At 69.0% G+C, this 21,699-nt stretch carries 21 protein-coding genes and 1 riboswitch; of the genes, 7 read left to right on the top strand and 14 right to left on the bottom strand.

What is annotated here, in order from left to right:
• Positions 1-37 precede the first annotated feature (37 nt).
• Genes QRN40_RS02780 through QRN40_RS02770 form a run of 3 tightly spaced genes read left to right on the top strand, consistent with a single transcriptional unit; the run spans position 38 to position 2,672 of the window.
• A complete protein-coding gene (locus QRN40_RS02780; protein ID WP_285113958.1) occupies positions 38-964 on the top strand; it encodes an ABC transporter ATP-binding protein in 927 nt (308 codons plus the stop codon).
• A complete protein-coding gene (locus QRN40_RS02775) occupies positions 961-1,845 on the top strand; it encodes an ABC transporter permease (RefSeq protein WP_285113957.1) in 885 nt (294 codons plus the stop codon). The genes QRN40_RS02780 and QRN40_RS02775 overlap by 4 nt, the downstream gene beginning before the upstream one ends.
• Complete coding sequence (locus QRN40_RS02770; protein WP_285113956.1) at positions 1,842-2,672, top strand: ABC transporter permease; 831 nt, start codon at positions 1,842-1,844, stop codon at positions 2,670-2,672. The genes QRN40_RS02775 and QRN40_RS02770 overlap by 4 nt, the downstream gene beginning before the upstream one ends.
• 93 nt (positions 2,673-2,765) lie before the next feature.
• Here QRN40_RS02770 and QRN40_RS02765 read toward each other — a convergent pair whose 3' ends face one another.
• The gene (locus tag QRN40_RS02765; protein ID WP_285113955.1) at positions 2,766-4,163 is read right to left on the bottom strand and encodes an MFS transporter; all 1,398 of its coding nucleotides are present in this window, start codon (positions 4,161-4,163) and stop codon (positions 2,766-2,768) included.
• Positions 4,164-4,320: 157 nt separating this feature from the next.
• Between QRN40_RS02765 and QRN40_RS02760 the strand changes: the two genes are divergently transcribed.
• Positions 4,321-4,749: a DUF2269 family protein gene (locus QRN40_RS02760; RefSeq protein ID WP_285113954.1), complete on the top strand. Its 429-nt coding sequence runs from the start codon at positions 4,321-4,323 to the stop codon at positions 4,747-4,749.
• A 27-nt stretch (positions 4,750-4,776) separates the two neighbouring features.
• On the opposite strand, the gene QRN40_RS02755 is transcribed toward QRN40_RS02760, so the two are convergent.
• The 6 genes from QRN40_RS02755 to QRN40_RS02730 form a co-directional block, all read right to left on the bottom strand.
• Positions 4,777-5,232: a DUF1801 domain-containing protein gene (locus QRN40_RS02755; protein ID WP_285113953.1), complete on the bottom strand. Its 456-nt coding sequence runs from the start codon at positions 5,230-5,232 to the stop codon at positions 4,777-4,779.
• 31 nt (positions 5,233-5,263) lie between these two features.
• Positions 5,264-5,740 carry a 6,7-dimethyl-8-ribityllumazine synthase gene (gene ribH / locus QRN40_RS02750; protein WP_285113952.1) on the bottom strand — a complete coding sequence of 159 codons (477 nt, stop codon included), beginning with the start codon at positions 5,738-5,740 and terminating at the stop codon, positions 5,264-5,266.
• Complete coding sequence (gene ribA, locus QRN40_RS02745) at positions 5,737-7,035, bottom strand: GTP cyclohydrolase II (protein WP_285113951.1); 1,299 nt, start codon at positions 7,033-7,035, stop codon at positions 5,737-5,739. The genes ribH and ribA overlap by 4 nt, the downstream gene beginning before the upstream one ends.
• Entirely contained in the window at positions 7,032-7,661 is a 630-nt protein-coding gene (locus tag QRN40_RS02740) for a riboflavin synthase (RefSeq protein ID WP_285113950.1), read from the bottom strand. Before QRN40_RS02740 ends, ribA begins: the two co-directional genes overlap by 4 nt.
• Before the next feature lie 5 nt (positions 7,662-7,666).
• A complete protein-coding gene (gene ribD / locus QRN40_RS02735; protein ID WP_285113949.1) occupies positions 7,667-8,752 on the bottom strand; it encodes a bifunctional diaminohydroxyphosphoribosylaminopyrimidine deaminase/5-amino-6-(5-phosphoribosylamino)uracil reductase RibD in 1,086 nt (361 codons plus the stop codon).
• 73 nt (positions 8,753-8,825) lie between these two features.
• Positions 8,826-8,978: riboswitch (FMN riboswitch) on the bottom strand.
• A gap of 66 nt (positions 8,979-9,044) precedes the next feature.
• Entirely contained in the window at positions 9,045-10,097 is a 1,053-nt protein-coding gene (locus QRN40_RS02730; RefSeq protein ID WP_285113948.1) for a sugar-binding transcriptional regulator, read from the bottom strand.
• A 121-nt stretch (positions 10,098-10,218) separates the two neighbouring features.
• On the opposite strand from QRN40_RS02730, the gene QRN40_RS02725 reads away from it, so the two are divergent.
• The 3 genes from QRN40_RS02725 (at position 10,219) to glpK (ending at position 14,458) form a co-directional block, all read left to right on the top strand.
• Positions 10,219-11,958: a glycerol-3-phosphate dehydrogenase/oxidase gene (locus QRN40_RS02725; protein WP_285113947.1), complete on the top strand. Its 1,740-nt coding sequence runs from the start codon at positions 10,219-10,221 to the stop codon at positions 11,956-11,958.
• 133 nt (positions 11,959-12,091) lie between these two features.
• Positions 12,092-12,868 carry an MIP/aquaporin family protein gene (locus QRN40_RS02720; RefSeq protein WP_285113946.1) on the top strand — a complete coding sequence of 259 codons (777 nt, stop codon included), beginning with the start codon at positions 12,092-12,094 and terminating at the stop codon, positions 12,866-12,868.
• A gap of 69 nt (positions 12,869-12,937) precedes the next feature.
• A complete protein-coding gene (glpK, locus tag QRN40_RS02715) occupies positions 12,938-14,458 on the top strand; it encodes a glycerol kinase GlpK (protein WP_285113945.1) in 1,521 nt (506 codons plus the stop codon).
• Positions 14,459-14,561: 103 nt separating this feature from the next.
• On the opposite strand, the gene QRN40_RS02710 is transcribed toward glpK, so the two are convergent.
• The 7 genes from QRN40_RS02710 to sdhA form a co-directional block, all read right to left on the bottom strand.
• Complete coding sequence (locus tag QRN40_RS02710; protein ID WP_285113944.1) at positions 14,562-15,299, bottom strand: HAD family hydrolase; 738 nt, start codon at positions 15,297-15,299, stop codon at positions 14,562-14,564.
• Positions 15,296-15,889, bottom strand: a complete 594-nt coding sequence (locus QRN40_RS02705) for a GNAT family N-acetyltransferase (protein WP_285113943.1) — start codon at positions 15,887-15,889, stop codon at positions 15,296-15,298. Before QRN40_RS02705 ends, QRN40_RS02710 begins: the two co-directional genes overlap by 4 nt.
• The gene (gene trpS / locus QRN40_RS02700) at positions 15,889-16,899 is read right to left on the bottom strand and encodes a tryptophan--tRNA ligase (protein WP_285113942.1); all 1,011 of its coding nucleotides are present in this window, start codon (positions 16,897-16,899) and stop codon (positions 15,889-15,891) included. Before trpS ends, QRN40_RS02705 begins: the two co-directional genes overlap by 1 nt.
• 43 nt (positions 16,900-16,942) lie before the next feature.
• Positions 16,943-17,779 (bottom strand): exodeoxyribonuclease III, encoded by an 837-nt coding sequence (locus QRN40_RS02695; RefSeq protein WP_285113941.1) that lies wholly within the window; start codon positions 17,777-17,779, stop codon positions 16,943-16,945.
• Between the two features lie 9 nt (positions 17,780-17,788).
• Positions 17,789-19,033 carry a YihY/virulence factor BrkB family protein gene (locus tag QRN40_RS02690; protein ID WP_285113940.1) on the bottom strand — a complete coding sequence of 415 codons (1,245 nt, stop codon included), beginning with the start codon at positions 19,031-19,033 and terminating at the stop codon, positions 17,789-17,791.
• Positions 19,034-19,111: 78 nt separating this feature from the next.
• On the bottom strand, positions 19,112-19,873 hold the full coding sequence (locus tag QRN40_RS02685; protein ID WP_285113938.1) for a succinate dehydrogenase iron-sulfur subunit: 762 nt from the start codon (positions 19,871-19,873) through the stop codon (positions 19,112-19,114).
• Complete coding sequence (gene sdhA, locus QRN40_RS02680; protein WP_285113937.1) at positions 19,873-21,675, bottom strand: succinate dehydrogenase flavoprotein subunit; 1,803 nt, start codon at positions 21,673-21,675, stop codon at positions 19,873-19,875. The genes QRN40_RS02685 and sdhA overlap by 1 nt, the downstream gene beginning before the upstream one ends.
• Positions 21,676-21,699 lie beyond the last annotated feature (24 nt).

Genomic DNA, 21,699 nt, shown 5'->3' with positions numbered 1-21,699 from the left:
CTTCGAATGTCGCCGGTCGCGGCTACAGTGCTGAACTATGCCGACGCCCGTCATCGCCGCCCGCAACCTGGTCAAGAAGTACAAAGACTTCCCGGCCGTCGACGGCATCAGCTTCGAGGTCGAGCCGGGGGAGTCCTTCGGGCTGCTCGGGCCCAACGGCGCGGGAAAGTCGACCACCATGCGGATGATCGGCGCGGTCTCCACGCGCACCGGCGGCGACCTCAGCATCCTGGGCCTCGACCCCGACCGCTACGGTCCGGAGATCCGCTCGCAGCTGGGCGTGGTGCCGCAGGCAGACAACCTCGACACCGAGCTGCGGGTCCGGGACAACCTCATCGTGTACGGCCGTTACTTCGGCCTGCCCGCGGCTCGCGTGCGGGCCCGCGCCGACGAGCTGCTTGCCTTCGCCCAGCTCGAGGACAAGGCCAAGGCGAAGGTAGACGACCTGTCCGGCGGCATGAAGCGCCGCCTCACGATCGCGCGCGCCCTCATCAACGACCCGCGCATCCTGCTGCTCGACGAGCCGACGACCGGTCTCGACCCGCAGGCGCGCCACATCCTCTGGGACCGCCTGTTCCGCCTCAAGGAGCAGGGCACGACGCTCGTCCTCACCACGCACTACATGGATGAGGCCGAACAGCTGTGCGACCGCCTGGTCGTCGTCGACAAGGGCGCCATCATGGCGGAGGGTTCGCCCGCCGCACTGATCCGCGAGTACTCGACACGCGAAGTGCTCGAGGTGCGGTTCGGCTCCGAACGCAACGCCGAGGTGGCCGAGCAGCTCGACGGGATCGGCGAGCGGATCGAGGTGCTGCCCGACCGCCTGCTCGTCTACAGCGACGACGGCGAGGCCGAGCTGGTCCGGATCGTCGGTCGCGGCCTGCACCCGCTTACGAGCCTGGTGCGGCGCTCCAGCCTGGAGGACGTGTTCCTCCGGCTCACCGGACGGAGCCTGATCGAATGAGCGTCGCGGTCGGCCCGGCAGGGCGTGGGGGCGGTCGCGACCCGGGCTCGGACACTCGCGAGGAGTCGCGAGCTGCGCTGGCGGCCGCGGTCCGTCCGCGGCGGTTCGGCGCGTGGTACGTCGCGGAGCACCGCTTCCGGGTGATGCGCTCCTACCTCCAGACGCTGCTCGTCACCGGTTTCGGCAACCCGCTCCTCTACCTCCTGGCGATGGGCCTCGGGCTCGGCACCCTGGTCAGCGCCAACCTGGGTCCGAACGCGGTCGACGGCGTCAGCTACCTCGCCTTCGTCGCGCCGGCCCTGCTCTGCACGGCCGCGGTGACGGTCGCCAGCGAGGAGTTCACCTATCCGGTCCTCCTGGGGTTCAAGTGGAACCCGACCTTCTTCGGCATCAACGCCTCCCCGATCGCGCCCGGCCAGATCATCGACGGCGTGCTCATCTCGGTGGTCGCGCGGCTGCTCGGTACGAGCATCGTCTACTACGCCTTCATGGTGCTCTTCGGCGCCGTGCCGAGCCCGTGGGGCTGGGTGAGCATCCTCATCGCCACCCTCGGCGCCCTCGCCTTCGGCGTGCCGATCATGGCGTACGTCGCGACGATCGAGCAGGACACCGGGCAGATCGCCATGCTGCTGCGCTTCGTGCTCTTGCCGATGACGCTGTTCTCCGGCACGTTCTTCCCCCTGTCGAGCATGCCGCCGTTCCTGCAGTGGATCGGCTGGATCTCCCCGCTCTGGCACTCGACCGAGCTGTCGCGCGTGTTCTCGTACGGCATGAGCGAGCCGCTCTGGCTGTCCGTCGTCCACGTCGTCTACTTGCTCGCGCTGTTCCTCTCCTTCTGGATGTGGAGCCGGCGCATCGCCTCGAAGAGGCTGAACAAGTGACCGCCACCGACCAGCGCACCACCACGTCCGCGCCGCGGTCGCGGCCGATGCGCGCGCTCTACGCGGGGAACTCCCGCTCGGTGATGCAGCGCGGCTGGTCGGCGACCCGCAGCACGAACTGGCTCGTCATCCTGTCGGGGTTCTTCGAGCCGATCTTCTATCTGCTGTCGCTCGGCATCGGCTTCGGGAGGCTGGTCGGCGACATCCAGACGACATCGGGCCAGTCGGTGCCGTATGCCGCCTTCATCGCCCCGGCGCTGCTCGCGACGGCGGCGATGAACGGCGCCGTGTACGACTCGACGTGGAACGTCTTCTTCAAGATGCACTTCGCGAAGCTCTACGAGGGGATGCTGGCGACCTCCCTCGGGCCGCTCGACGTCGCGCTGGGGGAGATCCTGCTCGCGCTGGCGCGCGGTGCCCTGTACGCCCTCGGCTTCATGCTCGTGATGCAGGCGCTCGGCCTCAACCTGTCGTGGTGGGCGCTGCTCGCCCTGCCGGCGGTGCTGCTCATCGCGTTCGGCTTCGCCAGCTTCGGGATGGGCATCACCAGCTACATGAAGACGTTCCAGCAGATGGACTGGATCAACTTCATCCTTCTGCCGATGTTCCTGCTGTCCGCGACGTTCTACCCGATCACCGTCTATCCCGAGCCGGTGCAGCTGATCATCAAGGCGCTGCCGCTGTGGCACGGGGTCGAGCTGGTCCGTGGGCTCACGACGGGCGACGTGTACCCGGGGATGCTGTGGCACGTCCTGTACTTCGTCGTGATGGTGGTGCTCGGCCTCATCCTCACCACCCGCCGGCTGCGCGCCCTGTTCCTCGACTGAACGCAGAAGCCGCCGAGCGGTGACTCGTTGCTGCAATCCACGACGGATTGCGACGAGATGTCACCACTCGGCGGCTTCGACCGGCGGAGGGAGTCAGCTGACGTTGTCGGTGAAGTCGATGTCGCGGGTCTCCTTCGACAGCAGCAGCGCGATCAGCGTCAGCACGCCGGCCAGCGACAGGTACACGCCCACCCAGACCGTGCTGCCGTGGGCGAGCGTCCACAGCCAGACGGCGATGGTGGGGGCGACCGCAGCGCCGAGCACGCTGGAGAGGTTGTAGGAGATCGCCGAGCCGGTGTACCGGACGTTGGTCGGGAACAGCTCGGGCAGCTCCGCGCCCATCGGGCCGAACGTCAGCCCCATCAGCGTGAAGCCGATGATCAGCAGCGCCATGGTGCCGACCGTCCCGCCCGCGAACAGCGGGACGAACAGCAGACCGAAGACGATGATCCCGATCGTGACCCAGATCAGCGTCTTGCGGCGGCCGAAGCGCTCGGCGAGCGGGCCGGCGACGAGGGTGAAGATGCCGAAGAACACGACGCCGATGATCAGCATGATCAGGAAGTCGTTGCGGTTGAACCCGAGACCCGGCACGAACGATGCTTCGGCGAACGGCTTGCCGGCCTTCTCCGCGGCGGCACGCGCCTGGTCGACGGTCGACGCCGTGGTGCCGTAGGTCAAGGTGAACGCCGTCATCAGGTAGAAGAGCACGTAGGTGGCCAGCATGATGAACGTGCCGAGCACGATCTGTCGCCAGCTGGTGCGGAAGACGCGGGCGAGCGGCAGTTTGGCGACCTCGCCGGTGTCGACGACCTTCTGGAAGGCCGGCGTCTCGACCAGCTTGAGCCGCACGTACAGGCCGACGATGACGAGTACCGCGCTCAGCAGGAACGGGATGCGCCAGCCCCACGCCGCGAACGCCTCGGGCGAGATGGTCAGGCTCAGGATGAGGAACAGCACGTTGGCGACGATGAAGCCGATCGGCGCGCCCAGCTGCGGGAACGTCCCGTAGATCGCACGCTTGCCGGCGGGGGCGTTCTCGGTCGCCAGCAGCGCCGCGCCGCTCCACTCGCCGCCGAGTCCGAGGCCCTGGCAGAACCGCAGCACGACGAGGAGGAAGGGGGCCCAGAACTCCCAGCCCGGGACCTGCGCGGTCGGCAGGCAGCCGATCAGGACGGTCGCGATGCCCATGGTGAGCAGCGACCCGACGAGGGTGCCCTTACGTCCGATCCGGTCGCCGAAGTGGCCGAACAGGATGGAGCCGACCGGTCGCGCGATGAACGCGACGCCGAAGACGGCGAACGAGGACAGCAGCGCCGTCGTCGGATCCTGGTTGACGAAGAAGAGGGAGGGGAACACCAGGACGGCGGCGGTCGCGTAGACGTAGAAGTCGTAGAACTCGATCGACGTGCCGATGAGGCTGGCGAGGATGACGCGGCCGCGAGTGTTCGCGGGCGCCGGGGTGATGGTGACGGGGGCCGTCGTAGACATGCGTGTGAAGTGCTTCCGGGCAGAGGGCAGGTCCGCTCGGCGTGCGCGGCGTCGGTCGGGCGGAGCGCGCGGAGCGGGAGGTCGGAAAGCGCTTGTGGCGCCCTTCTACCCTATGCGCCGCCCGTGAGCGCTCCCAATCGCTGGGTACGCTGAGAGCATGGAAACACTCTTCGCCGTGCTGCACGTGGTCGCCGCCGTCTTCATCGTCGGGCCGATGGCCATCCTCCCCATGACCGCGATGCGGGCCGTCCGAGCGGGCGACGCCCGCCAGGTGGACACGCTGGCGAAGTCGACGAACCTGCTGTCGCTTCTGTCGCTCCTCGTGGTGCTGTTCGGTTTCGGAGTGATGGGCCTGTCCGACAAGAAGTACGACCTGAGCATCACGACCCCGTGGATCCTGTGGTCGATCATCCTGTACGTGATCGCCCTGGCCCTCACGCTCTTCCTGGTCGTGCCGACCATGCGCCGTGCCGCCGAGGCGCTGCGCGACGGCACGGCGTCGCGCTACCCGGCGATCGCCGCCGGCTCAGGCGTCGCGAGCCTGCTGCTCGTCGCAGTCGTCGTGCTCATGGTCTGGAAGCCGTAGTCCCTCCGGGCGGAGAGGCGAAGGCGCCTAAGCCGCTCCGGCAGCACGTCGCACGATCTCGGCGAGCCGGCTCCACGCAGCCTCTGTCGGATCGATGAGCGCGTACGAGGTCGCCCAGAGACCGCTCTCGTCGTCCAGCTGCGCCTCCGGGCTCACCCCGAAGGTGGAGTAGCGGACCTTGTCCTGCTGCCCGCTGCGGAAGAAGACCACGACCTTGCCGTCCCTGACGTACCCGGGCTGGCCGTAGTAGAGCTTCGGCGAGAGCCCGGGGGCGACGTCGGCAACGATCGCATGCAGGCGGAGCGCCAGTTCGCGATCGCCGTCCGGCATCCCCTCGATCTTCGAGAGCACGTCCTGGGCGTCGGCGGCCGCCTTCTCCGAGTCCTTCGCCCGCTTCGCCTCCGCCTTCAACTCCGCCGACCTGGCCTTCATCGACGCGCGTTCCTGCGGCGAGAACCCGTTCGAAGCGTCGGTGTCGTTCATGCTGCCGTCCCTCCCGCTGCGGGCATGCCCCTCAGCCGCGCAGCGCGCGGAGGCTCAGCGCGGTCGCCATCGCGGCGTGAGCCGCCTCGGCGCCCTTGTCCTCCTTCGAGCCGGCGAGACCGGCCCGGTCGATGCCCTGAGCCTCGTCGTCCAGCGTCAGGACGCCGAAGCCGACCGGCTTGCCCGTGTCGAGCGCCACGCGCGTCAGGCCGTCGGTCGCTGCAGCGGACACGTACTCGAAGTGCGGGGTCCCGCCGCGGATGATGACGCCGAGGGCGACCACCGCATCCGCACCCGACTCGAGTGCGGCCTTGCTGACGACCGGGAGCTCGAAGCTGCCCGGCACCCGCACCAGCGTGTGCGACGCGCCGGCCTCCTCCAGCGTCCGCTGCGCGCCCGCGATGAGGCCGTCGCTGATGGTCTCGTGCCAGCTCCCGGCGACGATCACGACGTTCAGGCCGCTCCCGTCGATCCGCTCCTGTGTGCTGGGGGCTCCCGCGCCGCTCATCGTGTGGTCCTCTCCGCCGCGAGTCCCGCGGTCGTCTCTGCTGCGGACACCGGATCGATGTCCCCGATCGCGTGACCCATCCGGTCGCGCTTGGTCTCCAGGTAGCCCTCGTTGAAGGTCCCGACGCCGACGACGAGCGGCACGCGCTCCTCGACCTCGATGCCGTGCTCCTCCAGCTGGCGCACCTTCTCCGGGTTGTTGGTCAGCAGGCGCACCGACTCGATCCCGAGGTCCTGCAGGATGGCCGTCGCCGCGCCGTAGTCGCGCGCGTCGATCGGCAGGCCGAGGGCGAGGTTCGCGTCGAGCGTGTCCAGGCCCTCCTCCTGCAGCTTGTAGGCGCGGAGCTTGTTGATGAGGCCGATGCCGCGGCCCTCGTGGCCGCGCAGGTAGACGACGACGCCGCCGTCGCGCTGGATGGTGTCCATCGCGGCGTCGAGCTGCGGTCCGCACTCGCACTTCAGCGAGCCGAACGCCTCCCCGGTCAGGCACTCCGAGTGGACGCGCACCAGGGTGCCGTCGCGCTGCGGCGTCCCGGCGACGATGGCCACGTGGTCGGCGCCCGTCATGCGGTCGCGGTAGGCGCGCATCCGGAACGGTCCGTGCGTGGTGGGCACGGTCGTCTCGACCTCGAAGATCACACGGGACGTCTCCGGGATGGGCGCGACCGTCTCCAACGGCTGGTCGCAGTGGAACTCCTGGAGGTAGTCGATCAGCGCCTCGATGGTGACGACGAGCACGCCTTCCCGCTGGCCCAGCTCGATCAGGCTCGGGAGGCGCATCATCTCGCCGTCGTCGGCGACGATCTCCGCGATCGCCCCGACCGGCGTCATCCCGGCGAGCGTGAGCAGGTCGACGGCGGCCTCGGTGTGGCCGTCGCGCTCGCGGACGCCGCCCTCGACCGCACGGAGCGGGAGGATGTGGCCGGGCCGGTGGAGGCTCGACGGCGTGGACTCGAGGTTGGCCAGCACGCGGAGCGTGTGGGCGCGGTCGGCGGCGCTGATGCCGGTCGAGAGCCGGTCGGCCGCATCCACGCTCACCGTGTAGTTGGTCCCGCGGGAGTCCTCGTTGTTGGCGACCATGACCGGCAGTTCGAGCCGGTCGGCGATCTCGTTGGTCATCGGCGCGCAGATGAAACCGGAGGAGTTCTTCACCGTCCAGGCGATCCACTCCTGGCTGGCGAGCTCCGCGGCGAGGACGACGTCGCCCTCGTTCTCGCGACTCTCGTTGTCCACGACGATGACGGGCCGGCCGGCGCGCAGCTCGGCGAGGGCTTCGGGGATGGTGGCCAGGCTCATGACGAGCTCCGTTCGCTCAGTGCGGGTTCGAGCGCGAGCATGCGCTCCACATGACGGGCGAGGATGTCCGTCTCGATGTTGACGCGGTCGCCCACGGCGCGGTCGCCGAGTGTGGTCGCGGCGAGGGTCTCCGGGATGAGGGACACCTCGAACCAGCCGTCCTCGCGTCCGCCGCCGACCTCGCTCACCGTGAGCGAGACGCCGTCGATCGCAATCGAGCCCTTGCGGGCCACGAGCGGCGCGTGCTCCGGGTCGAGGCTCAGCCGGACGACCCGCCAGGCGCTGCCGTCGGTGATCGCGAGGATGGTGGAGGTGCCGTCGATGTGGCCCTGCACGATGTGGCCGCCGAGGCGGTCGCCGACCTGGGCGGCGCGCTCGAGGTTCACCCGACGGCCGGGCTGCACGCCGTCGAGCGTGCTCATGGCGAGCGTCTCGGCCATGACGTCGGCCGTGAAGCCCTCCGCATCCTTGTCGATGACGGTGAGGCACACCCCGCTGACCGAGATGGAGTCGCCGTGCCGGGCGTCGCTGACGGCCAGCGGGCCGCGCACGGTGATGCGGGCGGCGTCGTCGGTGCGTTCCACGGCGGTGACCTCGCCCAGCTCTTCGATGATTCCGGTGAACATGGTCGTCAGCCCTCCTGGGTGATGGGGAAGATGTCGGCGCCGGCGACGTCCACCGGCACGTGGTCGGCGGCCCGCGGGGCGCCGGCCGGGACGGGAACGGCCCGCACGAGCAGGTCGCCGCCGAGGCGCTCGACGTCGACGATGCGCAGCCTGCGCTGCTCGCCGATCGTCTCGACGCCGATGTCGCCGAGGGCGACCCGCGGGCCGCCGATCAGGGTCGGCGCGAGGTAGATCGCGTACTCGTCGACGAGTCCGGCGGCGACGAATGCGCTTGCCAGTGTAGGTCCGCCCTCGACGTAGGCCCGGCGGAACCCGCGCTGGTGGAGGTCGGCGACCACCTCGTGCAGGTCGTGGGTGCCTTCGAAGACGACCGGGTTCGGGTGGCGGAACACCGCGGCGTCCTTCGGGATGGCCCGGGTGCCGACGACGACGGGCGTCGGCTGCGTCCCCAGGAGTTCGCCCGCGTCTCCGCGCGCGGTGAGGCTCGGGTCGTCGGCGAGCACCGTCCCGGTGCCGACGATGATCGCGTCGGAGGCCTCGCGCTGCTCGTGGACGCGCTGCCGCGCCGCAGCGCCGGTGATCCACCGGCTGGTCCCGTCCGCAGCGGCCGCGCGGCCGTCCAGGCTGCTCGCCCACTTCACGACGATGTACGGACGCCCGAGGCGCGCGGCGGTCAGCCAGTCGCCGAGGAACGCGTGGATCTCGTCGCGCAGCACGCCGTCGATCACCTCGACACCGGCTTCGCGGAGACGCTCGGCCCCGCCACCGGAGTGGTGGCCCGGGTCGTCGATGCCGTAGACGACGCGGGAGACGCCCGCCTCGATCAGCGCGATCGAGCAGGGGCCGGTGTGGCCCCAGTGGTTGCAGGGCTCGAGGGTGACGACCGCCGTCGCGCCGCGTGCGCCGCCCTCGGGCAACTTGCTGAGGGCATCCACTTCGGCGTGCGGCGTGCCGACACCGCGGTGCCAGCCCTCGGCCAGGACGCGCCCCTCAGCGTCGAGGATCACGCAGCCGACCCGCGGGTTCAGTCCCGTGGCGGGGCCGTTGGCGGCGAGCTCGAGCGCCGTGCGCATGGGGGCTTCCCACGTCATCCCGTTGCCATCCTGTCTCTCGCTGGAGACGTGTCACCGGGGTCGCGTGGGCGCCAGCCCATGCAGGCTGCCCACCGTGCCTCCTCCCATCCGGACTGAGCGGCAGGCTGTCGCCTGCACGCATTACCGTCGGTGCCGGAATTCCACCGGCTCAGCAGGGCGCCTGGGCGTCCCGCTCGCGGACTGTCACCGCCGGTTCGGACTTTCACCGACCCCGGAGCACGTATTTCGTTGTCGAGTGTAGATCAACGCGTTGCCGCGCGGTCTATTCCCGCGACGATGAGACGCCGGATTACGCGGCGACGGTGCCCGCGTCGGAGTGGACGGCCGCGACCTCGGGGGCGCTCGTCGGCTCGACCGGGTGCACGGGCTGGGTGAGCTGCACGAGTGCGCGGGCGGTCCCCTCGTCCACGATCAGGTCCGTGATCAGCCCGGCCGCGAGGGCCCCGCGGAGGCTGTGCACCTTCGACGGGCCGGACACGATGCAGACGCGGCGCGACACCCGCTTGATGAGGTCGATGTCGGGGCCGCTGGCGCGCTCGTTGAGCGGGATGCCGTGGTGGCTGCCGTCCTCGCGGAAGAAGACGGTGGCGACGTCGCCGACCACGCCCGATTCGTCGAGCGAGGCGAAGTCCGACGGGTCGAGGTAGCCGCCCGCGTAGACGTGCGAGCGCACCTCGGAGAACGGGGAGCCGAGGCCGAACAGCGCAACATCCATCCGCTCCTGGATGTCGAGGATGCGCCGGGTGCTGCGCTCACGCCACATCGCGACCTTGGTCTGCGGGTCGTCGAAGAGTGCGGGAACGGGGAACTCCTGGATCGTCCCTGAGTAGGTGTCGCCGAAGCGGCGCAGGATCTCCGACGCGTAGAGCACGCCGGTCGTGTAGGTGTTGCCCGCGCCGTTGAGCTGGACGAACTCGACGTTGTGCAGCTCTTTGGGGATGAGGTGCCGGCTCAGGGCGCTCATCGTCGAGCCCCAGGCGATGCCGACCGTCTGATTTGAGTCGATGAACCGGTCGAGAATCCGTGCAGCGGAGATGGCGACCCGCTCCAGGCGGTCGACGTCGCTGATCGCGCTCGGCATCGGGACGATGTGCGCGGCGACGCCGAAACGCTCGTGGATCGCCTGCTGGATGCGCGTCGCACCTTCGTGCGGTTCGGCGATCTGGATGGTCACCAGTCCGGACGACCGGGCATAGCTGAGCAGGCGGGAGACGCTGGAGCGCGACGTGTGCATCTCGTGCGCGATCGCCTCCATCGTGAGGTCCTGCATGTAGTACAGGTGGCCGGCCTTGAGGGCGTCGCGCACCTTGTCGGGCAGGTGCTCCGGTTCGAGCTCGGGCATTCGGGTCTTCTCCTCTGGCGAACACAGGTGCACGTATGTGCATCGAGCTTGATCGAAGTTGTGCCGCCACCAAAACTATAGCTGCACCACCACCCGCCAAGAGAAGCATCAGGAGAACACCGTGACGACGAAGTCGACCACCCGCACCGAGGTCCAGCGCCTCCGCGAACGCCCGCGAGCACAGGTGCTCGTCGTCGGCGGCGGCATCAACGGACTCGGCACCTTCCGCGACCTCGCGCTCCAGGGCGTCGACGTCGTGCTCGTCGAGCGCAACGACTTCGTGTCCGGCGCGTCGGCCGCATCCAGCCACATGATCCACGGCGGCATCCGCTACCTCGAGAACGGGGAGTTCCGGCTCGTCAAGGAGTCGGTGACCGAGCGCAACGGCCTGCTCAAGATCGCGCCGCACTACGTGAAGCCGCTCCAGACCACCATCCCGATCTATTCGACGTTCTCCGGCATCCTCGCGGCTCCGCTCCGGTTCCTCACCCACAAGCAGGGCAAGCCGAAGGAGCGCGGTGCGTTCCTGATCAAGACCGGGCTCACCATCTACGACGCGTTCTCCCGCGACGGCGGATCCGTCCCGCGTCACACCTTCCTCGGCCGGAAGAAGTCCCTGCAGACGCTGCCGGCGCTCAACCCCGCGCTCAAGTACACGGCGACCTACTTCGACGCGTCCGTGCACGACCCGGAGCGCCTCGCGCTCGACGTGCTCGCAGACGGCCTCGCTGCCGGCCCGCACGCCCGCGCCGTCAACTACGTCGAGGCGATCGGCGCCCGCGACGGCGGGGTTCTGGTCCGCGACCGCGAGACGGGGGAGGAGTTCACCATCACCGCGGAGGTCGTCGTGAACGCCTCCGGCCCGTGGACCGACCTCACCAACGAGGCGCTCGGCGAGGAGACCCGCTACATGGGCGGGACCAAGGGCTCGCACATCGTGGTCGACAACCCCGCGCTGCTCGAGGCCTGCCAAGGCCGCGAGATGTTCTTCGAAAACAACGACGGCCGCATCGTGCTGATCTACCCGCTCAAGGGCAAGGTCATGATCGGGACCACCGACATCGACGCCGACATGTCCGAGCGCGCGGTGATCACCGAGGACGAGATCGACTACTTCATCGAACTCGTCTCGCACGTTTTCCCATCCATCCCGGTCACGCGCGAGCAGATCGTCTACACCTTCTCGGGTGTGCGCCCCCTGCCGCACCACGACGACACCGCTCCCGGATTCGTCTCCCGCGACTACCGGATCGTGCCCGGCACGGTCGCCGGCCTCGGCGACACCACCGTGCTGAGCCTCGTCGGCGGCAAGTGGACGACGTTCCGCGCGCTGAGCGAGCACCTCACGAACGAGACGCTCGCCGCGCTGGGCGCCGAGCGCACCGTCCAGACGCTGGGACTCCCGATCGGCGGAGGCGCCGGCTTCCCGACCACCCCGCAGGCGGAGCGCGACTGGATCGCCCGCTACGGCGCCGATGTGGGCACGGATCGCGCCACGACCCTGTTGCACCGCTACGGCAGCAAGGCGGCGTACGTGATCGATGCGATCGCGGGATGGGACGGCGATGACGTGCCCCTGGCCGCCGCGCCCACGTACTCGCGCGCGGAGATCGACCACCTCGTCCGCAGCGAGCACGTCGTGCACCTCGCCGATGTGTTCCTGCGCCGCACCAGCCTCGCCTTCACCGGCGCGGTCACGGTGCCCCTGGTGCGCGAGATCGCCGAAATAACGGCAAACGCCATCGGATGGTCGCCAAACCGCCGGGCGGAGGAGGAAGATGCGTTCGTAGCGGACCTCGCCGACGCCCACCGGGTGCAGTTGAAGTCGGGGGACGGGAGCGAAGCCGCCGCCGTTCGATAAATGCACGAACGTGCATGACACGGTTCTTGTCAAGGTGTGCGCGACCGCAATAGCGTTCAAGTGCCCACCCTGACGAGAGCCTCACCAGAACGCACAACAGGGTGCGGGTCAACTGAACAACTGGAAGGTCAACGTGGACAATATCGGTGTAGATTTCCTGTCCGAGCTGGTGGGCACAGCGATGCTGGTCCTGCTCGGTACCGGTGTCGTGGCGAACGTCGCCCTCATCAAGAACAAGGGCTTCAACGGCGGGTTCCTGATGGTCAACTTCGGCTGGGGCATCGCGGTGTTCTCGGGCGTTGTGGTCGCCTACAACTCCGGTGCGCACCTGAACCCGGCAGTGACGCTCGGTCTGGTCGCCAACGGCGCGAAGGCCTTCGGATCGGCTGCGGCGCACACCCTGGTACCGGTCAACTTCATCTCGGTGCTGTTGTACATCCTGGCTCAGCTGATCGGCGCGATCATCGGCGCCGTTCTGACGTTCCTCGCGTACAAGAAGCACTTCGATGAGGAGCCGGACCCGGCGAACAAGCTCGGCGTCTTCTCGACCGGACCTGCCATCCGCAGCTACGGCTGGAACCTGGTCACCGAGATCATCGGCACCTTCGTCCTGGTGTTCGTCGTGATCGCGTTCGGCCACCAGCCCGGCCAGGCCGCGGGCCTCGCCGCCCTCGGCGCCCTGCCTGTCGCGCTTCTCGTTATCGGCATCGGCGCCAGCCTCGGTGGTCCGACGGGGTACGCCATCAACCCGGCACGTGACCTCGGTCCGCGCATCGCGCACGCGATCCTCCCGATCAAGGGCAAGGGCACGAGCGACTGGTCGTACTCGTGGGTGCCCATCGTCGGCCCGATCATCGGCGGTCTGCTCGCCGGCTGGATCGCGCTGCTGCTGCTCCCGCTCATCAAGTGAGACCAGAGGCCGGCCGGCACCCCCGGCCGGCCTCTCCCGTTCCACCCCCAAAGAACAAAGGAGTTACCTATGGCCGACTACGTCGTCGCCATCGACCAGGGCACGACCAGCACTCGTGCGATCATCTTCGACAAGTCCGGGTCGATCGTCTCGACCGGACAGCTCGAGCATGAGCAGATCTTCCCGAAGGCGGGTTGGGTCGAGCACAACCCGGTCGAGATCTGGAACAACACGCGTGAGGTCATCGGCCAGGCGCTCTCGAAGGCCGACCTGACCCGTCACGACATCGCTGCCGTGGGCATCACCAACCAGCGCGAGACCGCGGTGGTCTGGGACAAGAACACGGGCGAGCCGGTCTACAACGCCATCGTCTGGCAGGACACCCGCACGCAGCCGATCGTCGACCGCCTCGCGGCCGACGGAGGCGTCGAGCGGTTCAAGCAGATCGTGGGCCTCCCGCTCGCGACCTACTTCTCCGGCACGAAGATCACCTGGATCCTCGAGAACGTCGAAGGGGCGCGCGAGCGTGCCGAGGCGGGCGACCTGCTGTTCGGCAACACGGACGCCTGGGTGCTCTGGAACCTGACGGGCGGACCGGACGGCGGCGTGCACGTCACCGACGTCACCAACGCCTCGCGGACCATGTTCATGGACCTGGAGACGCTGACCTGGCGCGACGACATCCTCGAAGCGTTCGGTGTGCCGAAGTCGATGCTCCCGGAGATCAAGAGCTCGTCCGAGGTCTACGGCCAGGTCGAAGCGTCCAGCCTGCTGCGCGAGGTCCCGGTCGCGGGCATCCTCGGCGACCAGCAGGCCGCGACCTTCGGTCAGGCGGCGTTCGATCCGGGCGAGTCCAAGAACACCTACGGCACGGGCAACTTCCTCATCTTCAACACCGGTGAGGAGATCGTCCACTCGAAGAACGGTCTGCTGACCACGCTCGGCTACAAGCTGGGCGACGAGGCGCCGCACTACGCGCTCGAGGGCTCGATCGCTGTCACCGGTTCGCTGGTGCAGTGGCTGCGCGACAACCTCGGCATCATCTCCAGCGCCCCGGAGATCGAGGACCTCGCGAAGACGGTCGACGACAACGGTGGCGCGTACTTCGTGCCGGCGTTCTCGGGCCTGTTCGCGCCGTACTGGCGGTCGGATGCGCGCGGCGCCCTCGTGGGCCTCACGCGCTACGTCAACAAGGGTCACATCGCCCGCGCCGTCCTGGAGGCCACGGCCTTCCAGACGCGCGAGGTGCTGGACGCGGTCAACGCCGACTCCGGCGTCGACCTGCAGGAGCTGAAGGTCGACGGCGGCATGATCGCCAACAACACGCTCATGCAGTTCCAGGCCGACATCCTCGGTGTGCCGGTTGTCCGTCCTGTGGTCGCCGAGACCACGGCGCTGGGTGCCGCCTACGCCGCCGGCCTCGCCGTCGGCTTCTGGTCGGACCTCGACGACCTGCGCAAGAACTGGCAGGAGGACAGCCGCTGGACGCCGAACATGGATTCCGAGGAGCGCGAGCGCCAGCTGCGCCTCTGGAAGAAGGCCGTCACGAAGACGTTCGACTGGGTCGACGACGACGTGCGCAACGCCTGACCAGCCCCACACAAAGCGCCGCCCGGCACCTGCCGGGCGGCGCTTTTGTGCACCTGGTTGACGCAACACGCCGTTCCGGCGGGCCGGCCGGCGGCGTGTTGCGTCAACTCGACGCGAGGAGGGCGGGCAGCTCGGCCAGAGTGTGGATGGTGCGGACGCCGGCGAGGTCGGCGTCGCGCTCGTCGTCGACCGTCGGGATAGCGTGCCGGCGGTTCAGCCAGACGCCGGAGAGGCCGGCGCGGGCGGCGCCGATGGCGTCGGTGCGCAGGCGGTCGCCCACGTACGCGGCCTCCGTGGGCCGGACCCCGAACGTGTCGCACGCACCACCGAAGATCGCCGCATCCGGTTTGACCACCCCGACCTCGCCGGACGCGATGAGGTGCTCGATCCGGGCGTCGAGCCCGACCGCCTCGACCTTGCGGCGCTGGAACGCCAGGTCGCCGTTGGTGATCAGCCCGAAGCGGATGCCCGGGATGGTCGCCTCGAGGGTGTCGAGCGCAGGCAGCGCGTCGTCGTGCAGCGACCACGCCGCGACGTAGTGCTCGAAGTAGTCCGCGAACCAGGCGCTCGCCTGCGCGTCGGTCAGCTCGACTCCGTGTCGCGCGGCGAAGTCGCGCGCGCGGGCCTGGCGCTGGCCTTCGAAGTCGAGCCGGCCGGCGAGGTAGGAGTGGTAGTGCTCCTCCTCCAGGTCGTGCCAGACCGTCGTCAGCTCCTCCGCATCGGCCGCTCCATAGGGCGCGCCGAGGGCGGCGGCGTAACGCAGGATGCCCGACTCGACCGCCGCGCGATGGGCGAACAGTGTGTCGTCGAGGTCGAACAGCACGACACGAGGAGGCGTCACAGCGCCGCCTGCACGAAGCTCGCTTCGGGCCACCCGTCCGCCGGCGTCCGCGCATCCTCTCGCTCCAGCGTGCCACGCCACTCGTCGAAGCGCCGACCGCGCTGCTCGGCGGCGAGCGGTTCCGTGCCGGCCCACCGGAAACCGGCACGGCGGGCGACTGCCGCACTCGCCGCATTTCCGACGAGCGCCCGCCAGACCATCCGTCGGAGCGCCAGACCGTCCGGCGCGGCGCCGAAGCCGTAGTCGATCACCAGGCGCGCGGCCTCCGACATGACGCCGCGACCGCGCGCGTCGGCGGCGAGCCAGTAGCCGATCTCGCCCTGACGATCGTGGATGTCGCCGATGCTGATCATCCCGACCAGCACGTCGTCCATCCGGATCGCCCAGGTGCACAGCCGGCCGCTCGCCCAGCCGTCGGGGACGAGGCTCGTCACGAAACCGGCCGCGTGCTCGCGGCGGTAGGGCGACGGCACGGTCGTCCAGCGTGCGACGGCGGGATCCGCGCACAGTGCCGCGATCCGGTCCACGTCGTCGTTCGTGGGGATGCTCAGCGTGACGCGTTCGCCGGAGAGCACGACCGGCGCAGGCATCAGCGGGCCCGTCGGAGGAAGCCGACCCGTTCGTACGCCTTCGCGAGGGTCGCCTCGGCGACCTCGCTCGCGCGGTCCGCGTTGACGGCGAGGATGCGGTCGAGCTCGGCCGGGTCGGCCAGGAGGTCGAGAGCGCGCTGCCGGATGGGGGCGAACTCGTCGACCACGACCTCCACGAGCGCCTTCTTGAAGTCGCCGTAGCCCTTGCCCTCGAACTCCAGCTCCACCGATTCGATGGAGCGGCCGCTCAGCGCCGAGAAGATGCTGAGCAGGTTGGAGATGCCGGGCTTGCCTGCGCGATCGAAGGAGACCACACCATCGGTGTCGGTCACGGCCCGCATGATCTTCTTGCGGGTCACGTCGGGCTCGTCGAGCATCCACACGATCCCGGCGCCGGAGTCCGCCGACTTCGACATCTTCGACTCCGGGTTCTGCAGATCGTAGATGCGCGCGCTGTCCTTGAGGATCATCGCCTGCGGCACGACGAACGTCTGACCGAACCGGCTGTTGAAGCGCTCGGCGAGGTCGCGGGTCAGCTCGACGTGCTGCCGCTGGTCGTCTCCGACCGGCACGATCTCGGTGTCGTAGAGCAGGATGTCGGCGGCCATCAGCACCGGGTAGGCGAACAGCCCGACGGAGGTGGCGTCGGCACCCTGCTTCTGCGACTTGTCCTTGAACTGCGTCATGCGCGACGCCTCGCCGAACCCGGTGATCGTGTTCAGCACCCAGGCGAGCTGCGCGTGCGCAGGAACGTGGGACTGCACGTACAGCGTCGAGGCGGAGGGGTCGATCCCTGCGGCGATGTACTGGGCGGCGGTGCGGCGCGTCTTCTCGCGGAGCTCGGCCGGGTCCTGGGCGACGGTGATCGCATGCAGGTCGACGACGGAGAAGAAGGCGTCGTGCGTGCTCTGCAGCTCTTTCCACTGCAGGAGGGCGCCGACATAGTTGCCGAGGTGGAGCGAATCGGCCGACGGCTGCATGCCGGAGTAGAGGCGAGGGCGAGTGGTCATGGTCTGCTTTCGAAATCGTGGGGGATGCGGGAGCGGAGGGCCGTCAGAGCGCGTAGTCGACGACCACAGGCGTGTGGTCGGACCATCGTTCGTCGTAGGCGGCTGCGCGGTCCACCGCGTAGTCCGTCACCCGGGCCGCGAGCGCCGGCGACGCGAGCTGGTAGTCGATGCGCCAGCCCGAGTCGTTGTCGAACGCCTTCCCGCGCCACGACCACCAGGTGTAGGGGCCGTCGACGTCGCCGGCGCGCTTGCGGACGACATCGACCCAGCCGAGCCCTGCTCCGTCGTTGTACGCGGGGTCGTCCTCCGCGCCGAGGATGCGGTCGAAGTACGCGCGCTCCTCCGGGAGGAAGCCGGCGCGCTTGACGTTCCCCTTCCAATTGCGGATGTCGAGCGTGCGGTGCCCGACGTTGAGATCGCCCATCACCACGGCGAGTTCGTTGTGCTTCTGCAGCTCGGGGAGCCGCGCCTCCATCGCGTCGAGGAAGCGGTACTTCTCGGTCTGCTTGTCGGTGCCGGCCTCTCCCGAGTGCACGTAGGCGCTGACCACGGTGACGACCGTGCCGTCGACCTCGTAGTCGGCCTCGAGCCACCGGCCGGCGCTGTCGAACTCCGTCGGTCCGAGCTCGACCCGGTGGATGGATGCGCGGTGCCGGCTGGCGATCGCCACCCCCGCGCGCCCCTTGGCCGTCGCCGGGTCGTGGACGATGTCCCAGTCGTCGCCGAGCAGCTGCTCGAGGTCTTCTGACGAGGCCCGGACCTCCTGGATCGCGAGGATGTCGACGTCGCGCCCCTCGAGCCACGACCCCATGCCCTTGCGGAAGGCGGCGCGGATGCCGTTGGCATTGATCGTGGCGATGCGCAGGGAACTCGAGGGCATGCCTCCAGCCTACCGGGGGCTGCCGACAGCGTTCGGGGCTTCTCCGACGCCGTCCAGCAGGTCGTTGAGCCGCTGCTCGGCGCGTCCCACTCGGCGCTGGGCCGGCAGCCGGGCCATCCAGCGCGCGCGGGCCAGATCCTCGCGAGCATGCGTCAGTTCGGCCCGCGCGACGAGCACCCGGGCCTCGAACTCGGCCGCGGCCTGCTCGGCGGCGGCCTGCTCGGGGGTGATCGCGCGCGGCGAGAGCCCGCTGTCGAACATCCCGATGGCGATCCACGACGCGGACAGCAGGATGACGCGCGCGATCAGGTTGAACCACAGGAGTAGTCCGATGAAGACGGCGAACGTCGCCAGCAGCGGGTTCTTCGACGTTCCGAACAGATAGCCGCTCAGCACGCTGAGGCTGGCGAGCACCAGCGACCCCAGCAGGACTCCGAAGAACAGGTTTCGCCAGGGGATGGCGACCCGCGACATCACCCGGAACATCGCTCCCAGCGTGACGATGTTCAGTGCGACGGAGACGACCAGCCCCGAGAACCGGGCGATGGCGTTCGTCCAGAACGAGTCGGAGCTCAGATTCATCCAGTCGAGCAGCAGGGTCAGCGTCTGCGTGCTGATGACACTGATCAGAGCCGAGACGACGAAGAGCACGCCGAAGATCAGAGCGAGCCCGAGGTCGCGGACCTTCTGCAGCGCGTAGTTGGTGGTGTCGCGGCTGAGGCCGAACACCGCACGCACCGCCTGGCGCGAATAGTAGAGCCAGCCGATCGCGGTCCAGATCAGGCCGATCGCGGCGAGGACGCCCGTCCAGCCGAATGAGGTCGCGCTCTGCAGTTCGGAGGCGGGGATGATGCCTTGCGTCGTCGGGGTCGAGATGAGCCCCGGCACAGCGCGGTTCAGGAGCGACACAAGAGCGTCGAAGACCTGGTCGTTGCCCGCCAGCCAGACGCTGGAGATCGAGAACCCGACCCAGATGGCCGCGAACACCGCGAACAGCGACTGGTACCCGATCCCCGCCGCCCGCAGGTTGCCATCCGAGTGCGAATAGTTGATGTACACGCGGTACGGCCGCAGGGCCTTCACCCACTTGGCCCAGATCGACACGCGCGCCACCGGCTTCTCGAGCCGCCGCCGCAGCGGGTCCGCGCGCTCGAGCAGCCGCTGCGCCAGCGTCTCCTCGGGCTCCTCCCACCCTTCGGCGCGCTGCATCCTCGGATCGGGCTCCGCCGGAGCGCTTCGGGAGTTCTTGGCCACGCCGCCAGGATAGCGAGCGTGCAAACGGCCCGCTCTACCGAAGTGGAGCGGGCCGTTCGGCGCCAGGTCAGCGAGCGGTCAGGGGCGGCCGCGCATGATGGCCTGCTTCACCTCGGCGATCGCCTGCGTCACCTGGATGCCGCGGGGGCACGCGTCGGTGCAGTTGAAGGTCGTGCGGCAGCGCCACACGCCCTCCTTGTCGTTGAGGATGTCGAGACGCACCTGGGCGTTGTCGTCGCGCGAGTCGAAGATGAACCGGTGCGCGTTGACGATCGCCGCAGGGCCGAAGTACTGGCCGTCGGTCCAGAAGACCGGGCACGACGAGGTGCACGCGGCGCAGAGGATGCACTTGGTGGTGTCGTCGAAGCGCGCACGGTCGGCGACCGACTGGATGCGCTCCTTGCCCTTCTCGGGCTTCGAGTTCGCGACGAGGAACGGCTGGACCTCGCGGTAGCTCTCGAAGAAGGGCTCCATGTCGACGATGAGGTCCTTCTCGAGCGGCAGGCCCTTGATCGCCTCGACGTAGATCGGCTTCGAGATGTCGAGGTCCTTGATCAGCGTCTTGCAGGCGAGGCGGTTGCGGCCGTTGATGCGCATCGCGTCCGACCCGCAGATCCCGTGCGCGCAGGAGCGGCGGAAGGTCAGCGACCCGTCCTGCTCCCACTTGATCTTGTGCAGGGCGTCCAGGATGCGGTCGGTCGGGAAGAGCTCGACGTCGAAGTCCTGCCAGCGCGGCTCCGAGTCCACGTCCGGGTCGAAGCGGCGGATGATCAGGGTGACGGTGAAGGACTCGACCGGGGCCTCGGGGGCCGGGGGAGTCTCGAGCACGGCGTTCGACATCAGTACTTCCTCTCCATCGGCTGGTAGCGGGTCACGACGACGGGCTTCCAGTCGAGCGTGATGTGGTCTGCCGCGTCCGACGAGTGCGGGTCGCCGGTGAGGTAGGCCATGGTGTGCTTCATGTAGTTCTCGTCGTCGCGCTTCGGGAAGTCGTCGCGCATGTGGCCGCCGCGCGACTCCTTGCGGTTGCGGGCGGAGTAGACGACGACCTCGGCGAGGTCGAGCAGGAAGCCGAGCTCGACGGCCTCCAGCAGGTCGGTGTTGTACCGCTTGCCCTTGTCCTGCACCTGGACGTTGCGGTAGCGCTCGCGCAGACCGTGGATGGTCTCGGTCACCTGGGCCAGCGACTCGTCCGTGCGGAACACCTGGGCGTTCCGGTCCATCTCGTCCTGCAGCTCCTTGCGGATGGCGGCGATGCGCTCGGTGCCGGTGGAGGCGCGCAGGTCGCCGATCATGTCGCGGACGGCCGCGGCCGGGTCCTCCGGCAGCGGGACGAACTCCGCGGTCTTGACGTACTCGACGGCGTTGTTGCCGGCGCGCTTGCCGAAGACGTTGATGTCGAGGAGCGAGTTCGTGCCGAGGCGGTTCGATCCGTGGACCGAGACGCAGGCGCACTCGCCGGCGGCGTAGAGGCCCGGCACGACCGTGGTGTTGTCGCGCAGCACCTCGGCGGCCACGTTGGTCGGGATGCCGCCCATCGCGTAGTGCGCGGTCGGCATCACCGGGACGGGCTCGACCACCGGGTCGACGCCCAGGTAGGTGCGGGCGAACTCGGTGATGTCGGGGAGCTTGGTCTCCAGGACCTCGGCGCCGAGGTGCGTGCAGTCGAGCAGCACGTAGTCCTTGTGCGGGCCGGCTCCGCGTCCCTCCGCCACCTCCTGGACCATGCAGCGGGCGACGATGTCGCGCGGCGCGAGGTCCTTGATCGTCGGGGCGTAGCGCTCCATGAACCGCTCGCCGGAGGCGTTGCGGAGGATCGCGCCCTCACCGCGGGCTCCCTCGGTGAGGAGGATGCCCAGTCCGGCGAGACCGGTCGGGTGGAACTGGAAGAACTCCATGTCCTCCAGCGGCAGCCCCTTGCGCCAGATGATGCCGACTCCGTCACCGGTGAGGGTGTGGGCGTTGGAGGTCGTCTTGAAGATCTTGCCGAAGCCGCCGGTGGCGAAGATGATCGCCTTCGAGTGGAAGACGTGCAGCTCTCCGGTGGAGAGCTCGTAGGCGACGACGCCGGCGGGCTGGGGCACGCCGTCCACGTCGCTCATGATCACGTCGAGCACGTAGAACTCGTTGAAGAAGTTGATGCCGAGCTTCACGCAGTTCTGGAACAGCGTCTGCAGGATCATGTGGCCGGTGCGGTCGGCCGCGTAACAGGCGCGGCGGACGGGAGCCTTGCCGTGGTCACGGGTGTGACCGCCGAAGCGGCGCTGGTCGATCTTGCCCTCGGGCGTGCGGTTGAACGGCAGGCCCATGTTCTCGAGGTCGATGACCGCGTCGATGGCCTCCTTGGCGAGGATCTCCGCCGCGTCCTGGTCGACGAGGTAGTCGCCGCCCTTGACGGTGTCGAAGGTGTGCCACTCCCAGCTGTCCTCCTCCACGTTGGCGAGCGCCGCGGCCATGCCGCCCTGCGCCGCGCCCGTGTGGGAGCGGGTGGGGTAGAGCTTCGAGATCACGGCGGTGCGGGCGTGCGGGCCCGCCTCGATCGCCGCGCGCATGCCGGCGCCGCCGGCGCCGACGATGACGATGTCGAACTCGTGATAGTGGACGCCGTCGATGACGGTGGATTCAGTAGCTTCTGTTGTCACAGGGTTTCCGTGTCGGTTCGTCAC

Source organism: Leifsonia sp. fls2-241-R2A-40a (assembly GCF_030209575.1).
Classification (GTDB): Bacteria; Actinomycetota; Actinomycetes; order Actinomycetales; family Microbacteriaceae; genus Leifsonia.
The sequence above is the reverse complement of the archived record's forward strand: the minus strand, read 5'-3'. Positions and strand labels throughout refer to the sequence as shown.

Excerpts from the sequence above, each read along its gene's own strand:
- glpK (WP_285113945.1), top strand. The coding sequence starts at position 12,938 with ATGGCCGACTACGTCGTCGCCATCGACCAGGGCACGACCAGCACTCGT.
- QRN40_RS02740 (WP_285113950.1), bottom strand. The coding sequence starts at position 7,661 with ATGTTCACCGGAATCATCGAAGAGCTGGGCGAGGTCACCGCCGTGGAA.
- QRN40_RS02755 (WP_285113953.1), bottom strand. The coding sequence starts at position 5,232 with ATGAACGACACCGACGCTTCGAACGGGTTCTCGCCGCAGGAACGCGCG.
- QRN40_RS02760 (WP_285113954.1), top strand. The coding sequence starts at position 4,321 with ATGGAAACACTCTTCGCCGTGCTGCACGTGGTCGCCGCCGTCTTCATC.
- ribA (WP_285113951.1), bottom strand. The coding sequence starts at position 7,035 with ATGAGCCTGGCCACCATCCCCGAAGCCCTCGCCGAGCTGCGCGCCGGC.
- QRN40_RS02765 (WP_285113955.1), bottom strand. The coding sequence starts at position 4,163 with ATGTCTACGACGGCCCCCGTCACCATCACCCCGGCGCCCGCGAACACT.
- trpS (WP_285113942.1), bottom strand. The coding sequence starts at position 16,899 with ATGACCACTCGCCCTCGCCTCTACTCCGGCATGCAGCCGTCGGCCGAT.
- ribH (WP_285113952.1), bottom strand. The coding sequence starts at position 5,740 with ATGAGCGGCGCGGGAGCCCCCAGCACACAGGAGCGGATCGACGGGAGC.
- QRN40_RS02775 (WP_285113957.1), top strand. The coding sequence starts at position 961 with ATGAGCGTCGCGGTCGGCCCGGCAGGGCGTGGGGGCGGTCGCGACCCG.
- ribD (WP_285113949.1), bottom strand. The coding sequence starts at position 8,752 with ATGACGTGGGAAGCCCCCATGCGCACGGCGCTCGAGCTCGCCGCCAAC.
- QRN40_RS02780 (WP_285113958.1), top strand. The coding sequence starts at position 38 with ATGCCGACGCCCGTCATCGCCGCCCGCAACCTGGTCAAGAAGTACAAA.
- QRN40_RS02705 (WP_285113943.1), bottom strand. The coding sequence starts at position 15,889 with ATGCCTGCGCCGGTCGTGCTCTCCGGCGAACGCGTCACGCTGAGCATC.
- QRN40_RS02730 (WP_285113948.1), bottom strand. The coding sequence starts at position 10,097 with ATGCCCGAGCTCGAACCGGAGCACCTGCCCGACAAGGTGCGCGACGCC.
- QRN40_RS02685 (WP_285113938.1), bottom strand. The coding sequence starts at position 19,873 with ATGTCGAACGCCGTGCTCGAGACTCCCCCGGCCCCCGAGGCCCCGGTC.
- QRN40_RS02695 (WP_285113941.1), bottom strand. The coding sequence starts at position 17,779 with ATGCCCTCGAGTTCCCTGCGCATCGCCACGATCAATGCCAACGGCATC.